Source organism: Clostridium sp. KNHs205 (assembly GCF_000702945.1).
In the GTDB taxonomy this organism is placed as follows: Bacteria; Bacillota; Clostridia; order Lachnospirales; family Lachnospiraceae; genus Anaerocolumna.
Window position 1 is genome coordinate 2,187,390 of the sequence record NZ_JNLE01000003.1, and the last position, 16,028, is coordinate 2,203,417.

Annotated in this window: 16 protein-coding genes and 1 pseudogene; 15 read left to right on the forward strand and 2 right to left on the reverse strand. The window is 39.0% G+C overall.

Annotated elements, in window-relative coordinates; genetic code table 11:
- Positions 1–336: 336 nt before the first annotated feature.
- From BR73_RS0109405 to BR73_RS0109455, 11 genes are all read left to right on the forward strand, one after another.
- Positions 337–744 (forward strand): hypothetical protein, encoded by a 408-nt coding sequence (locus BR73_RS0109405; RefSeq protein WP_033165319.1) that lies wholly within the window; start codon positions 337–339, stop codon positions 742–744.
- Positions 745–849: 105 nt separating this feature from the next.
- Positions 850–2,103 (forward strand): hypothetical protein, encoded by a 1,254-nt coding sequence (locus BR73_RS0109410; protein WP_033165320.1) that lies wholly within the window; start codon positions 850–852, stop codon positions 2,101–2,103.
- Between the two features lie 278 nt (positions 2,104–2,381).
- A complete protein-coding gene (locus tag BR73_RS0109415) occupies positions 2,382–2,909 on the forward strand; it encodes a hypothetical protein (RefSeq protein WP_033165321.1) in 528 nt (175 codons plus the stop codon).
- The gene (locus tag BR73_RS0109420) at positions 2,902–3,753 is read left to right on the forward strand and encodes a hypothetical protein (RefSeq protein WP_033165322.1); all 852 of its coding nucleotides are present in this window, start codon (positions 2,902–2,904) and stop codon (positions 3,751–3,753) included. Before BR73_RS0109415 ends, BR73_RS0109420 begins: the two co-directional genes overlap by 8 nt.
- Positions 3,754–3,768: 15 nt before the next feature.
- Positions 3,769–4,416, forward strand: coding sequence for an ATP-binding cassette domain-containing protein (locus BR73_RS0109425; RefSeq protein WP_033165323.1), 648 nt, complete (start codon positions 3,769–3,771; stop codon positions 4,414–4,416).
- 250 nt (positions 4,417–4,666) lie between these two features.
- Positions 4,667–5,326 carry a hypothetical protein gene (locus BR73_RS0109430; protein WP_033165324.1) on the forward strand — a complete coding sequence of 220 codons (660 nt, stop codon included), beginning with the start codon at positions 4,667–4,669 and terminating at the stop codon, positions 5,324–5,326.
- Positions 5,327–7,033: 1,707 nt separating this feature from the next.
- Entirely contained in the window at positions 7,034–7,270 is a 237-nt protein-coding gene (locus tag BR73_RS28690; RefSeq protein WP_156034658.1) for a hypothetical protein, read from the forward strand.
- On the forward strand, positions 7,267–7,500 hold the full coding sequence (locus BR73_RS0109440; protein ID WP_156034660.1) for a hypothetical protein: 234 nt from the start codon (positions 7,267–7,269) through the stop codon (positions 7,498–7,500). Before BR73_RS28690 ends, BR73_RS0109440 begins: the two co-directional genes overlap by 4 nt.
- A gap of 585 nt (positions 7,501–8,085) precedes the next feature.
- On the forward strand, positions 8,086–8,292 hold the full coding sequence (locus BR73_RS0109445) for a hypothetical protein (protein WP_033165327.1): 207 nt from the start codon (positions 8,086–8,088) through the stop codon (positions 8,290–8,292).
- Entirely contained in the window at positions 8,258–9,016 is a 759-nt protein-coding gene (locus BR73_RS0109450; RefSeq protein WP_051685081.1) for a protein kinase family protein, read from the forward strand. The genes BR73_RS0109445 and BR73_RS0109450 overlap by 35 nt, the downstream gene beginning before the upstream one ends.
- A gap of 120 nt (positions 9,017–9,136) precedes the next feature.
- Positions 9,137–9,700, forward strand: coding sequence for a hypothetical protein (locus tag BR73_RS0109455; protein ID WP_033165328.1), 564 nt, complete (start codon positions 9,137–9,139; stop codon positions 9,698–9,700).
- Positions 9,701–10,042: 342 nt separating this feature from the next.
- Here BR73_RS0109455 and BR73_RS29350 read toward each other — a convergent pair whose 3' ends face one another.
- On the reverse strand, positions 10,043–10,153 hold the full coding sequence (locus BR73_RS29350) for a peptidoglycan-binding domain-containing protein (protein ID WP_242860647.1): 111 nt from the start codon (positions 10,151–10,153) through the stop codon (positions 10,043–10,045).
- Between the two features lie 57 nt (positions 10,154–10,210).
- Between BR73_RS29350 and BR73_RS29105 the strand changes: the two genes are divergently transcribed.
- On the forward strand, positions 10,211–10,474 hold the full coding sequence (locus tag BR73_RS29105) for an ankyrin repeat domain-containing protein (protein ID WP_197032640.1): 264 nt from the start codon (positions 10,211–10,213) through the stop codon (positions 10,472–10,474).
- Positions 10,475–10,492: 18 nt separating this feature from the next.
- Here BR73_RS29105 and BR73_RS27290 read toward each other — a convergent pair whose 3' ends face one another.
- On the reverse strand, positions 10,493–11,290 hold the full coding sequence (locus BR73_RS27290; RefSeq protein WP_051685083.1) for an HAD family hydrolase: 798 nt from the start codon (positions 11,288–11,290) through the stop codon (positions 10,493–10,495).
- A 108-nt stretch (positions 11,291–11,398) separates the two neighbouring features.
- Here BR73_RS27290 and BR73_RS28250 point away from each other — a divergent pair.
- From BR73_RS28250 to kdpB, 3 genes and pseudogenes are all read left to right on the forward strand, one after another.
- Positions 11,399–11,512: pseudogene (locus BR73_RS28250) on the forward strand (ABC transporter permease subunit); the annotation flags it as partial.
- Positions 11,513–12,265: 753 nt separating this feature from the next.
- Positions 12,266–13,951, forward strand: coding sequence for a potassium-transporting ATPase subunit KdpA (gene kdpA / locus BR73_RS0109480; protein WP_033165331.1), 1,686 nt, complete (start codon positions 12,266–12,268; stop codon positions 13,949–13,951).
- Between the two features lie 12 nt (positions 13,952–13,963).
- A complete protein-coding gene (gene kdpB, locus BR73_RS0109485) occupies positions 13,964–16,024 on the forward strand; it encodes a potassium-transporting ATPase subunit KdpB (RefSeq protein WP_242860721.1) in 2,061 nt (686 codons plus the stop codon).
- Positions 16,025–16,028 lie beyond the last annotated feature (4 nt).

Consider the following 16,028-nt stretch of genomic DNA (forward strand, 5'->3'; position numbering starts at 1 on the left):
GACCAAGAAATAAATATTTAAATTTTATATTTTGTAAAAATACTTGTCCATTTTTGATAATATCAAAACATATATTAAGTGAAGATACATAATAGATTTGCGATGGTTGTTCGTTCTAGGCTCGACATTAAGTTAAAACTCTGTGTACGTCTTCTCTAAATTAGGTACTACATTAATTAATACTGGAGCTAATGCTTGACAAAATTGTGCCATAAAAGATTTAGATTAAGGGGGTTGTCCGGATATCCTGTTTTCACAGGTTACCACAACGATAGAGAGTGCTATGCGGGTTATGCAGTTGCAAAAATTAATTATTTAAGAGAGGAAGTATTTGGAATGAAGAAAAAATTATCATTTATGTCGGCTTTCTTGGTAGCGACACTCATATTTGGTTCTATGACAGCTTCTGCTATGAGTATTCAATTTAATATTAGCAAAAGCGATGGCGCGGTATGGGTTGCGTCAAACACAAAAGATCTATCGGGCAGTAATTTTCAGATATCCAATATGAATACATCTTACAGCAACTTTGTTGAGGATGCGGATGTCATTGGCTTTAGAGTCAAGAATCCTGCAGGTACGGTTTCGTATTCCGGCTATCATACGTTCAGTAAGTTTGTTTATCGGTATTCACTGCCGTATACTACAACGCCTGCCACGAGTGCTAGTCTACGGCTAAACGCTCAGGTAGACAGTGCGGGTCAGTACAATAACGTCCAGTATGAAGGGGAATGGATTTCATAAAAGTTTATCTGATTTCATGGGGGAACAGCTACACCCGCTAATGGTTCCCCCATTTATGTATTGACAAGATTAAGTAATCTATGAGCAATTTAGGAGAGAAATGATATGATAAAGTTAAAAACAACTACAGCGCTTCTGGTTGGCATTCTATTAATATTTAGTATGACGGCATGTGCACCGGAAGATCCTAATGCCGTAATAACTAAGCCAACACAGGAACTAGGGCAAAACGCTACCCCTTCAAACACAGAGCAGAATACAGTTGATAATAGCTCTATAGAAGCACTACTGTTAGGAACACCCGGCCATATCAACAAAGTCTTAAGCGAAGATTTTGTTGTAGATGCAGACGTGCATATTCCCAAGGTCGAAAAAGCAGATATATTATTTGCTAAATCTATGCCCTTTGATGAACAAAAGCTATTATCTATTTTTTATAAAGGGAAGACGCCGAGGAGGAGCTTAACCAGCTATGATGATACCATCATGTATAATGATGACAACTCATACCTTAATATTAATGATGGTTTTCTAGGTTATGGTACACAGGATTATGAATATGTACAGTTTCCTACGGATTCCTTTGCCGCTGCAAGTGATATTTTTACTGCTAACAGACAGTTTAGTGAGGTGTATACCCAGGAGAATTTAGGGTTTATGACCAGGTCCGAGGCATTTGAGACCGTTTCTGATGTTTTAAAGGTATTATCCATAGACATCATGGAAGATGCCGAAATTTACGCCATTGATTCTTCCACAATGCAAAAGCAGCAAGAGGAAATAATACGAAGAGAGATTGATAAACAAAAAGAAGCGGGTATTTCTCCCATACAGGACCCGACGGACGGATATCAAATGAAAGATACATTTACACCGGAGGACGATTTTTATATTCTATTTTTTAAGATGGCACAAAACAAGATTCCTGTTACACAAAAATCATATACAATCCAGGCAAGTGATCGGGCTCTTAACGGGTCAACTGCCAGAGTATCGTTCTCTAAAAGTGGGATTATCCAATTGAATTTTAACGGGATTTATCAGCAACAAAGCATTGCAGAATCTCCAAGTACGCTCATTTCAGTGGAAGAAGCACTCCAGAAGGCATTTGAAGAATACAACGCCATTATATCCACGGATAAAGTAACTGTCACGGCAGTTGATTTTGAATATGTGCCCGTTCCTTATAACAGTAACTATGATGAAGTGAAGCTTATTCCCACATGGTCACTGACAATGGCGTATGAAAGAGACAAGACTTCAAACAAGCCTTCAAAAGATGGAAAACAAGATTCTCAAACTAGTGTAAGTAACAGAATGATATTTATAAACGCTGTCACAGGAGAAGAAATCCAGTAAGAAAGGGGAGGACTGCCATTAAAAATTTTATAACTATACTGAAAACGGATTTTTACCGTGCATTTCTCTCCTATGGCTTTGTGATTGGAATTTTTTCCACGGTGGTTATATTCTATTTTGGCTCAGTCGGAATGATATCACCTAATGTCTCCGCTGTTGCTGCTTTTAATAACACGTTTAAGTACAATAATATTTCAAAACTGTTTATTCTAAGTGCAACTTTTCCTTTTGCCGCAAGTTTTTGTATAGACTGGCAGACAAGGTTCGCTTTTTCCATAATGATAAGAAGCGGAAAGACGGCCTATGCTCTATCCAAATGCATCACTACCGCTGTTGCGGGCGGGTTGGCTGTTGCCATCGGAGCGGCTGTATTTATTGGCTATGTATGCGTGACACAGCCAAGCATATTGCCTGAAGCGATTGAGATAGAAATGGAATTCTCCAATGAAGCCTTTGGTGATTTGCTTGTAAAGGGGGAAGCGGTTTTATTTTTCCTGTCCTATCTTTATATCATATTTTTGCAAGCTGTTTTCTTTTCCACGTTGGGGCTTATGATATCTGCATTTAAACCCAATAAGTATGTTGCGTATATTTCTCCCTTCGCCTTGAGCTTTATGCTAAACCAAATAGCCAATGTTTTTAATCTGCCCATATGGTTAGACCCGGTTAAGCTTGCCACAGCGAGAGTATTGGGTACCACGGCATCCACAATACTTTGGATGGCAACAGCAACCTTTCTTTCGCTTACCATCTTTTGTAGCATCTTATTCATTCGCACTGTGAAGGGGAGGATTGCCAATGGTTAAAAAAATATTTAGCATCGCCATGTATTCCATCCGGCAGTGGGTAACTGATCCACGCATTATCTCCCTCTTTGTTTTGATGAGTATGTTTGTATGGAATGACTTTGAGGTAATCGGCGACCTCACCGGTATCACGGGTATAAAAACCAACCCCCTAATATTCCCCTTTTTCTCCAGCGATCCGGTCAAGCAGCTGATATTACTTGCCGGCATTGTATTTTTGTTTTCCGATGCCCCCTTTATTAATAAGAATCAGCCCTATATCATCATTAGAAGTAAACGCATACCCTGGGTGCTGGGTCAGATACTGTATATCATTATGGCCAGTGCCATCTATTTTTTATTCTTAATGTTGGTCTCCATATTGGTTTTACTGCCACATGGGACATTTGCGACAGACGGGTGGGGGAAAATTATCAATACCTTGGCACAAACTGATGTAGGAGCGCAGTTAAAATTACAATTTGGTATAACAAAGGAAATAACAACTTTTTACTCACCATGGGAAGCGTTTGGGTTTAGTTTTCTTTTAGATTGGGGCGTAGCATGTTTTTTAGGATTGCTCCTGTTTGTAATCAATCTGAATTTCAATCGCATGCTTGGCTTGGTTGCGGGAGGTGTGATTCTATTTTTTGATTTACTCGTAACAAACGCGCTTCCTCCTACCTTTTATCATTTCTCGCCTGTGTCGCTTTCAAGGTTGAGTGTTTTAGACCCAATGGGGGTTTCACTGTTTCCTAATTTGACCTATCCATTTGTTTTTTTTAGTGTAAGCATTGTTATTTTATCTGCTTTACTAGTTGTGAGCATAAAAAAAACACCGATAGAGATCACATCAGAGTTGTAAGGAGGTATAATGTCGATGTCTGAAAATATAATCACCGTAACTAATGTGAGTAAGAATTTTAAAGAGGGAACTGCACTAAAGGATGTGACAATTGCGTTTGAAAAGGGGAAAATACACGGTATCATTGGCCGCAACGGTTCAGGCAAAACGGTGCTTTTCAAATGTATTTGTGGGTTCATTTCTCCATCTGCTGGAGAAATAGTTGTAGCTGGTAAAAAAGTTGGAAAAGATACGGATATTCCAGACAATGTTGGAATCATTATTGAGGAACCAAGCTTTCTTCCAAATTACAGCGGGTATGGAAATCTACGGTTGCTTGCCTCAATTAACCATAAAATTAAAAAAGACGCAATACATGCCGCTATATCAAAGGTAGGTCTTGAGCCTGACAGTAAAAAGCATGTTAGAAAATATTCTATGGGAATGCGTCAGCGGCTGGGGATTGCACAAGCCATCATGGAAGATCCGGAGATTCTGATTTTCGACGAACCTATGAATGGCTTAGACCATGCTGGTGTGAAGGAAATTCGCGACATATTAAAAAGTTTAAGGGATAAAGGGAAAACTATAATATTAGCGAGCCATAATTCTGAAGACATTCAGGAACTTTGTGATACCGTATGCGAGATGGATGCTGGGGTGTTGCATGTAAAACATAGATGAAATATAACTGTATATTAATCAGTAACTGGTTCGAGTGGTATAGAATCAAATACTATTTATAGTAAAACTGTTGTATGTTGATAAATTATGAAGAAAATATCTTTGTTATAATTATTTAATACACTAGTAACCGTGAAAATTTGAATTTGCTTATATGTATGAAAGTAATTAGGGAAGGGGATGGTTCCTTTGTTTTAATAAGTGGAATTAAATAAATAACACCGTTTGATTCAAAGAAGGAGGAAAATCAATGAAAAGAACAACAAAGAAACTATTAAGTATTGTACTTGCTTTATCAATGACATTATCACTAGGAGTGGCTGCCTCTGCAGCAGAAGTTGATGCTAATAACTCAGTTAATCCTTCCCTTACACAACAAGAAAAATATACTCAATATGAAAAAATAATTGCAGAAATCTCTCAAAAATATGGTATTGAAGCTTCTATTGAACCAATTAGTTGGTTTTTAGAAAACGGCTTTCCAGATACAGTCAAGTTTGAGCAGCAAGTGAAAAATAACTGCGAAGCTCTTATAAACGCAAAATTAACTGATCAACCAGTGACAAAATCCCGCATTACCCCATATGGATATCAAACATATACTTGGTCGGATACTCAGTATAAGAGTAACTTTGAAATATCCGTAAATTATTCCTTTGCAATTGTAACAGCACAAAATCCAGATACAGGAAAATATTTTATTGATCAGTTCAGTGCTGCGAAACCTACATTAAGTGGTAACGGTAAGGGTATTATAAAAGATTACTCAACTAGGACAGTTGATAGCGGGAGCACATATGTCACGACCTCAAATCTGACGCTTACAAAAGACGGTGTAAATTATAGTAGAACATCAGCAGCATATGTATATTGTAGTAGTAATGGCAATATCACAATCCAAGGTTATTAATTGTGATTAATCCAGATTTACTGTATATCTGTACATAAAGTTGTTGATTTGTATGAGAGTAACATCGAACATGGGGAGTTGCCTGTTATGTAGGCAAAGTAAGTCGCTCACCCCAAATTTAATTCCTGACGGGGTAGCTCTGGTGCATATAACGCTTCAAGTGAGGCTGGTACAGACGCAGATACTATAATAATGCATTGGGTATTTACAGAAATAATGAAAACCTCTGGTCGGTGTTTGATAAACTTACCAGAGGTTTTATATTAATTTGCCTAAGTGCCATAAATTGAGGTTATTGATGTTCTAATTATTTACTCGTCTTTATACTTGAGCCAAGTCGGAAGCCATAGCTGAAGTATCTTCCGAATCAATGAAGTCGATCTAATTACAAAGATCATCCACTACTCAACCTTTTATAATCTTCTTACGATGGCCTATCATAGAAATATACTTATTTTAGTTTTGCTTCTGTAACTTCCTTGATTTCAATAATATCATATAGTTGAACTTTCTTTTAAATGACCGATTGCTGGTTCTTGTGATACACTTTTCTTATCTTCATCCTATCACACCCTTATCTAATATAATTTATAGTATAATTTCTGTAGAGGGTCATTATGTGCCATAACTCAGGAAGGTAATACATAATCATAAACTGATTATGTTTCACCTTTCTGTTTTTTTAGGATAGTGTATTCCTTTAACCTACTTCTGAAATTTCCATTATCGCAGTATCAAGCATCAAGATAGACGGAGCAGAGGGAATCCATGTACATTTCCTCCGTCTACTATTGGGCTTTTGTAAATTTCAATCGCTTCCGTCTGTACGGTAAAAAGTTGGAGTTTTATTTCTTTACAATCTGACATGGCAAATTTTTATTAATCAATTGCGTATTTGATTACCAACATTTTTTATCACATTCTACTTTCAAATCTCATTTTAGCAATCCATTTTGCAAACTATTGCTACTACTCTTTTATTCCATTAATGGCTAACATCCCTCCTTTTAACAATTAAATCACTGGAGAATAACCTAAATACTACTATGAAATTGAAATGAAATTGAAGAATAAGAAGATTATTTATTATTGGCTATCGATATAAAACATTGGTTTGTTAAGAGTAATCAAAAATTATATTTGGATGGTAGCACAGCTGCTAATTCCGGGACATCATTAACCATACCGGTATATTCGCTTAATCATTCAAGTTTTAATTCATATGGTACGAATTGGATTTTAAATCAAATACCAACTGATTCTAACGCAAATGATTTATTATTAAAGAAAGTTAGATTTCGAGACTATCCTAATACATATATACTTGTGCCGGGCTGAATGTTCCACTTTGTGGGAGACAAGGAGCGATTTTGGGGCGTAGCGGGTCTACGTTCCCAAAATCACGACGCAGTATCCCGCAAAGTGGGGCGTTCAGAATGGCGCAATGAGTTTTCAGACATACCCTAGGCAAAAGGGGCATCTCGATGAGTAAAAATACTACCCTCCCGCGTGGAGGCGTAAATAAAGACGATACAGTCCGTATATATAACTTCTTGCTGTTCAGTAATTGGCTTTTTTCAGCGAAATTAATACAAATTCAAATAAAATATCTATTTAAATTACTTGGTATATTTTCGATATTGTGTTTAGCCATTTGTTCAGGAGTTTTTCAATACCTTCCTTAATCCATTTTAAACACATTTGAACTTGACCGTAACAATTAAATTCAATAGAATACAGCAAGCTTTCGGAAATGAAGTCTTTACCATAATTATTGATAAAGAATTCTATCCACCGGATGAAAAGGTTAGAATTGATGTTTTATCAAAGCATATGACTCCAGATGATCCTGCATATCCAAGGTTAATTGATTATTATCAAGGCATTGGATTTTTAGGTGAGGGGATAAAAGCGTCGTTCTTCTCGTGGGATTTTTCTGGATGATGATCTCCATCAGCCCGCTTTTAATCGGGCTTGGAGGGGATTTTTATGCTTATTCAGGATGTAACAAGAATTGGGAAAAAATGAATTTTGAAATTATTGATAAAAAAAGTGCAATCGAGGAAGTAGGACCTGGTGTAAATATTTGTATGATACTTTGTAAGACGGTTTGTGGCTTAACAGGAGCATTTGGCTTATTAGGATCAGTTATAGCGAGTATGGAAATTTCTTAAAGACATAGGTCAAAATAATAAGTAAATATTAAGTTAAAAGTTTTGCCTTTTACGAAATTCCAGTAGAAATACATTGTTGAGGGATTAAGTTTGAATACAAGAAATCTTAATATTCTTAGATTTAATAGCGAAAGTGGTAAGCAATTATTATCAAGCGCTTTCTTATTAAGGCAGAAATGTTTTTATGATTGATTTTTGTAAATAGCTTAAGATTTTGTACAAAAATTAATTGTAGAAGAAAGATTTTAAAATAATAATCCGACGACAAGGGGGATCAAGGCATGTGGAGACAGTAGTACTTTTATCCAACGAAAAGAAAAAGGCATATCATGTTGAAATTGAAATGAAGATGTAAGGAAATAGAGGTTGCTTTTATAACAATCTATTTCCATTTAAAATAATGCTTTCGGAAGAAACGATGGTTCCGAAATTAAGGGAAATCTGGAATGCTCCTTATAATTCATATATAAGATGTCGTTTTTAGTCACATATTGACGAAATATGAATATATTATTATTGCATAATAGAATTCTTTATTAATGCAAATTTATGCATAGAGAGGTGTTTGTATGAGCTTTAACAGAAATGAATCTTTTAGAGGGCATAGCTTTTATACTTCTGGGGACTGTCCAAGGAGCGATATTAGCAGATCATTTAGTAGATCCAACATCAGATTTAATAGCTGGTCTAGCTGTAGATCACGAAGCAGGTCAAGAAGCAGATCCAACAGTAGGCGTTTTAGAAGATCATATTAGTTATGTGTCGCTTATTGGGTCTTCATCTGAAAAATAAGAGCGGTAATTTAGATATATATTACGAAGAGAACGATACAATAGACATTTATACCATTCAAGAATTATTGGGTGAGGGACGATATGGAATAGTATATCTAGCTGTTGATGAGGATAAAAATAAATATGTTGTAAAACAACTGAAGAAAGAAATGATAAAAAAAAGTGAAAATAAATTGTTTTACGAAGAATTGTGTTTAAAGAAGTTGCAGCATCCTTATTTCCCGAAATTTATTTTAAGGTTTAAAGATAAGGACAGAGAAGGTTATATACTTGAATATATAGAAGGGGAAGTATTTGAAGATATCTTACGAAAAGAAAGATATCAATTCAACCGTGAAGAGATTTACGAGGTCTGTGGTCAGCTGCTTGATATGGTAGAGTTATTGCATAGCTACAATATCGTTCATAGTGACATTAGGCCGCCGAATATCATAAGAAAAGATAATAAAGAGCTTTCGCTCATTGATTTTGGTTTGGCAAGAATAATGGATAATGATCACTATACTAAGAAGTTAGATTACTGGTGTATAGGTGATTTTTTAATTCATCTATATTACACAACCTACCAAAAAGTAAGTCGAATTGATAAACCATGGTTTAAAGAGCTTGACTTGATGCCAGAAGAAAAAGTTTTCTTAAAAAGACTTATGGGTATTGAAAAATCCTATGAAAATATTCATGAAATCAGGCAACAGTTGAATAAAATTAAGAATAGCAATTAAATAGATAAACCATGTGTTTAATATTGCTAGGATATTAAATCGCATGGTATCTATTTATATATCCTGCTGTGTTGTAGATCTATTAGTGCTTATTAAAGATCTTTAGGAAGAAGGATTTTAATGAAACATTTAGGGGAGATAATAATATTTTATCCGGATAGTTTTCGAGCAAACATATTTACAAAAAACCCTTTTCGAATGATTGGCCTTATTGATGTAGCAATACGTTATTACTATGGGATTGAAAGAGTAACTCTGGCCTTCTATAGGTCCTCTGGCACCAACAGCGGCAAAACTCAGGGATTATGGTATCCTATCGTTGGAATTAAGATACATACAGGTGAATTTACAGAGTTTACAGAATACATAAATTGTGTACTTACGGAAACTACTGAGGGCGGATATGCAGATAAGGGATGGTTGGCAAAATCACTTTTTTTCAGTGGTAATAAGGACGGAGCAGAATTAAGAGGTTTTTCCTACGGAGTTCATAGGGACAGTTTATATGCAATAGGAAGGAGTCTCAGCTGTCTCTATGAAAATAACAAGTATTATCTTATAGAGGAAATGGATGCTGAATTCATCAATTCAATTGTGACTTTAAATAGTAAGCTCTATAATAATATACATACACAACGAGAGAATTACGATCAATTCATTCATGATGTTTATATAGGAGGCTAAGGCCTGTTTGATAAAGAGATTTGTTTGATATGACACAGTTTACTGAGGAAGTCCTTGTAAAAATAAAAAGAATACCATATGGGAGTGTTATGAGCTACAGACAGGCTGCAAGGATTGCATGAAATATTAGAGGTGCGAGGCAGGTAGTCAGGATACTTCATTCTATATCTGAGAAGTACAATCTCCCATGGCACCAGATAAAATATATGTTATTACATCAAAACCTCTTGAGCCTAACCTGAGAACAGAACTAGGGGGGACAGTTCCGATTCCCAGTGAGGTGCCCTCGCTGGTTAGCTCTGCCAGCTTTGTTACGGCAACATATACGGACGAAATCTTATTTCAGGTTGCCTTTCCTACAACACCATCGGCAGTCAGATTAAAGATACTCTGGAATTTCGTTACTGCGGCTTTTGTGGTATTGCCGAATTTACCTGGTTCATCGGTGATCACCGGAATAGCAGGATAGTTGCGCCTGATCCGGTTCAGATAAGTGGTGTAAAAGAAAATGTGGAACAGCTATTTGTAGCAGGTGCGTTGATTAATGAAGTGGAAAAAGATGGTTATACAGCACTGATGTATGCCGCTTATTATGGTCTTATAGAATTTGCAAAATTTTTTTTAAGTCATGGTGCAGACCCGATGCTGAATCCAAAAAGGGAGAAACTGCGCTCTCCATTGCGGATAAGAAAAAAAACAAAAATATTGTTGATCTATAATGTGGTTCTACCGTTTTGTGTTTTGCTAGGACTTTCCTATGCGTCCATGCTGTGATATATTATCTTTGTTTCTTTATTTCTTCCCATGTCTGAGTAAACTGTAATCTTTCTGTTTCATCCGATATACTTGAAATAGCTTCCTGTATGGTCTTATCCATTTCTTCAACAGAGTGATTATCCATCCAGATGTTAAGCTCGTCAACAACTTCCTTCCTGTACATTTCAAGAGAGCCATAAACTGTGTCAGCAACACCGATATGTGCTGGAAGTTGAATGCTGTACCCTGGTATCTTTCTAAAAGCAATAGAAGCTTTCCGGGCATAAGTTGTTCTGTTCCCGCAAGAGTCAGCCTGTCCAGTATTTCTTTGTAATAGGCCGGATTCGGTTTGCAGTAGCTGTAGTTTTCATAGGTGGTATAAAGCTCGAAGTCTGAAGGCTCCAGACCTGCCCAGCGGATGCGGGCTTCGGTAGCAACAGCAGGGAAGATAGGATTTGTCGCCAGTACCACACGGTAGCCCATTTCTTGAATTCGACGGATTGCTTTGGGCACTCCGGGGCTGAACTTACAGTATGCTTTCGCACCTTCAAATTCCTTTTCGTAGAATTCCTCAAACAGAGGCTTATCTGCTAATGCTTTTTCTCCGTAAATTGCAGCAAATTTTTCCCAAAAGACTTCTTCGTTGCTACAGGTGCCGCCATTTTTAACCATAGCCGCCATACATGCCCATATCGTGTCTACTAGTTGCTTTGGTTCGTAGCCGTGCAGGGCTAATTTCGCCGCCAGCAGTTTGAAATATCCCTTTGTAAATTCGTCCTGATTCATCGGAAGGAGGGTTCCGTCAAGATCAAATAAAACAGTTGTAATACGCACTCTTCACACTCCTTTTAGTTCAATTAAGGTAACCGTGATATTTCAGTTGTTAACAGAAGTCTTTTGGAATATCAGCAGTTGAATCTGTTGCATTTTAATCTTCATTCTTCACTTGGCTGGGGAGCTATCATGTATTTGGCGGCAATAGCTGGAGTAGATCAGGAACTATATGAAGCAGCGAAAGTAGATGGTGCTAACCGCTTTAAATTAATGAGACATATATAGCCCCCTTGCCTTTAGCTGTATCCTTCCCACTACTACAATAAAGAATCAGGATGAGGTGTGTGGCAGCCAGCCATGTCCATATCCTTCTACCGGGCAGATTCAGGAGTTGTACTGTTATAACGTGCGCTTTATAGCATACTAAAAAAACAGGTTGTCTCACCAAGAACCAGGTGCGTTTTATGGATTATGTTGGGGGTCGTGGTGAACCGTGAAGGAGAATCGTTCACTTTAAGAGTTGCAACATCAAAAAATAACAACCGCCAATAACGGTATTTATCTGGACGATTTCTTGACATCTAGCCAATTCAAATTGACACTTCGTTGACTTTTTTTATGGTATCATTTTAAATGCAATAAGCAATATTATTATATTTCAATTTGAGATAGTCAAAGAACTAAAAAAGGGAGGCATTATGTCATGGACTGGGTCAGAATTACCCTATGGGCATGGTAATTATTTTAACTATTTTATGTATGATTCAATGGTGGTTCAATACTTATCGCTAAGCTTATGAAGTAGCTTAAAAGTCTAAAGTAATAATTTAATATTTAAGCACAAAAATGGTAGAAATAAGAAAATAACTAAAAACATAATGCCCATTATTTCGGGTGAAACTGTCGCGAGCAGCGTGACCAATAAAGAACTAGGAAGGAGTTGATAAATATGGGTATTATATTAACAATAGCGGGTTTAATCGGCCTTTTATTACTAATTTACTTATTCTATGTATTATTTCGAGGTGAAGAATTATGAACATGATTATTTTGCAGGATATTATTTATCTTGTTTTACTTGTGGGATTATCCATTCCACTTGGCATCTATATGTACAAAGTCATGACCGGTCAAAAGGTGTTTTTATCCCGCATCGTTGCTCCGGTAGAAAACGGAATATATAAAATGATAGGAGTCAAAGGCAACGAGGAAATGGGAGCAAAAAATTATGCATTGTCCGCCTTGATATTCAGTGCAGTGGGTGTGTGTTTTGTCTGGTTGATTCAGATGCTGCAGGGAATTTTACCATTTAATCCTGCAGGGATTAAAGGAACAAGCTGGCATCTTGCCTTTAACACGGCTGCAAGTTTTGTATCTAATACCAACTGGCAGGCATATTCAGGGGAAACCGGACTGTCCTACCTGACGCAGTTTCTGGGACTTACTGTACAAAATTTTGTATCGGCAGCCACTGGAATAGCCGTATTGTTTGCTTTGATCAGAGGTTTTATTATAAAACAGAAGACCACTATCGGCAGTTTTTGGGCAGATTTAACCAGAATTACACTTTATGTGCTGATTCCCCTATCCTTTGTTCTGGCGCTTGTGCTGGTGTCACAGGGGGTTGTGCAGACCTTTGCACCATACAAGGAAGTGACTATGCTTCAAGGAGGAGCGGCACAGACCATCCCCCTTGGTCCTGCGGCCAGCCAGATTGCCATTAAGCAGCTCGGAACAAATGGCGGTGGCTTCTTTGGAGTTAACTCCGCTTTTCCGTTGGAAAATCCGACGGCATTTTCAAACCTGCTGCAAGTATTGTCCATCCTGCTGATTCCCGCCGCTTTATGTGTATCCTTCGGTAAGGCTGTTAAGGATAGTAAACAAGGGAAATCTATCTATATCGCCATGATGATTCTGTTCGTACTGTCGCTTACTGCTGTTACAGCCAGCGAGGTATTCCTGGCTCCGGAGTATACCGGTGTTGCCGCCTCTGCAAGTATGGAGGGTAAGGAAGTTATTCACGGCGTGGGAGCATCCTCTTTGTGGGCCACTTCAACCACAGCGGCTTCCAATGGATCGGTTAACTCTATGCATGACAGCTATACGCCGCTTGGCGGAATGGTTTTGATGTTTCTGATGCAGCTTGGAGAAATTGTCTTTGGCGGCGTAGGCAGCGGATTATACGGTATGATTGCTTTTGTTCTGCTTACGGTATTCATTGCGGGACTCATGGTCGGCCGAACGCCCGAGTACCTTGGGAAAAAGGTAGAACCGTATGACATGAAGATGGTCTGCCTGATTGTGCTGGCACCTTTAATGTTCACACTTCTTGGAACCGCTGCGGCTGTGCTGATGCCGGAGGCCACTTCATGGCTGACCAATTCGGGTGCACATGGATTTTCCGAAATTCTCTATGGATTCTCATCAATGGGAAATAACAACGGAAGTGCTTTTGCCGGATTTAATGCAAACACTGTATTTACAAATATTGTTGGCGGAATCATTATGCTGCTGGTTCGATTTATCCCAATGGTTGCAGCAATCTTCCTAGCCGGAAATATGGCGAACAAAAAGGCGGTTGCAGTCAGTGAAGGAACTTTATCAACAACAAATACGATGTTTGTGGGATTGTTAATCGGTGTTATTCTAATTGTTGGTGCACTGAGCTTTTTACCGGCTCTGGCTCTTGGACCCATTGCCGATTACTTCACAATGCGATAGAACGGGGTGATTATAATGGAAAAGAAAAGTATTAATAAAAGTATTTTAGGAGATTCGCTCAGGCAATCCTTTGCTAAACTTGCCCCCGGTATACAGGTAAAAAACCCGGTTATGCTGGTCGTTTATATCGGTGCAATTTTAACTACAGCATTATACGTTTTGTCCTTCGTTGGAATAAAGGATGAAAACAGCGGATACATTCTTGCGATTGCTCTAATCTTATGGTTCACGGTATTGTTTGCAAATTTTGCGGAAGCCATTGCAGAAGGGCGCGGACGCGCCCAGGCAGATACCCTGCGCAAAGCGCGAAAGGATGTAAAAGCTAAAAAACTGAAAACTAAGAGTAATACAGATGACTATACCGAGGTACTTTCTGCCCAGCTTAAAAAGGGTGATGTTGTGATTGTTCGGGCAGGAGAGCAGATACCTATGGATGGTGAGGTCATTGATGGTGCGGCTTCTGTAGATGAGAGCGCAATTACGGGTGAATCCGCACCGGTAATCCGTGAATCGGGAGGTGATCGCAGCGCGGTTACGGGCGGCACCACACTGGTATCCGACTGGCTTGTCATTGAAGTGACGGCGGAGGCCGGAGAAAGTTTTCTGGATAAAATGATTTCCATGGTGGAAGGCGCTTCCAGAAAAAAGACACCCAACGAAATTGCTTTGCAAATTTTGCTGGTAACGCTAACGATCATCTTTGTAATTGTTACAGCAACGCTGCTTCCTTTTTCAAGCTTTGCAAGCAGTCAGGCAGGGGCAGGCTCAGCAATTTCCATTACAAATGTAATAGCTTTGCTGGTTTGTCTGGCACCTACAACAATCGGCGCACTTCTATCCTCCATCGGTATCGCCGGTATGAGTCGCCTCAATCAGGCGAATGTGCTTGCTATGAGTGGCCGTGCAATTGAAGCAGCCGGAGATGTGGATGTGCTGCTACTGGATAAAACCGGTACCATCACCCTTGGAAACCGTCAGGCAAGTGAGTTCCTTCCGGTAAAAGGCATAAAGGAACAGGAACTGGCAGATGCCGCACAGCTCTCCTCTTTGGCCGATGAAACAGCCGAGGGTAGAAGCATCGTTGTTCTGGCAAAAGAAAAGTTTGGTATTCGAGGCCGCGAGCTTACGAAAATGAATGCCAGTTTCATAGAATTTACGGCAAAAACCAGAATGAGTGGTATTGATTACCAAGGCATACAGATTCGTAAAGGCGCCGCAGAAGCGGTAAAAGCTTTTGTACAGGACAATGGCGGAGAGTATCCCGAGGAATGTGAGCAGATTGTAAGGCATGTGGCCGGAGCAGGCGGTACGCCTCTGGTAGTTGCAAAGAACAATCAGGTGCTGGGAGTTGTGTATTTAAAAGACATTGTAAAAAACGGTGTGAAAGAGCGTTTTGAAGACCTGCGTAAGATGGGTATCAAAACCATAATGATTACAGGCGACAATCCTATGACTGCTGCGGCAATTGCCGCAGAAGCGGGCGTAGATGATTTTCTTGCAGAAGCTACGCCGGAAGCAAAGCTTGAGCTGATACGTGACTACCAGGCAAAAGGGCACCTGGTAGCGATGACGGGTGACGGCACAAACGATGCACCTGCCCTGGCACAGGCGGATGTTGCCGTGGCGATGAACACTGGTACCCAGGCGGCTAAGGAAGCGGGTAACATGGTTGACCTGGATTCCAGCCCTACCAAGCTCATTGACATTGTGCGTATCGGCAAGCAGCTTCTGATGACACGTGGAGCGCTGACGACCTTTAGTGTGGCAAATGATGTTGCAAAATATTTTGCCATCATTCCGGTGCTGTTTTTTGGAATCTACCCGCAGCTGACAGCCTTAAATTTTATGGGACTTACCAGCTCAACGACAGCGATTCTATCCGCTATTATCTACAATGCGCTGATTATAATTGCACTGATTCCGTTGGCTCTAAAGGGTGTGAAATACCGTGAACTGCCTGCAGGAAAGCTGTTGGGACAGAATATGCTGATTTATGGCTTGGGTGGTATTGCAGCTCCTTTTATTGCAATCAAAGGAATTGATATGTTACTCACAGCCTGCGGAATTGTATAAGGAG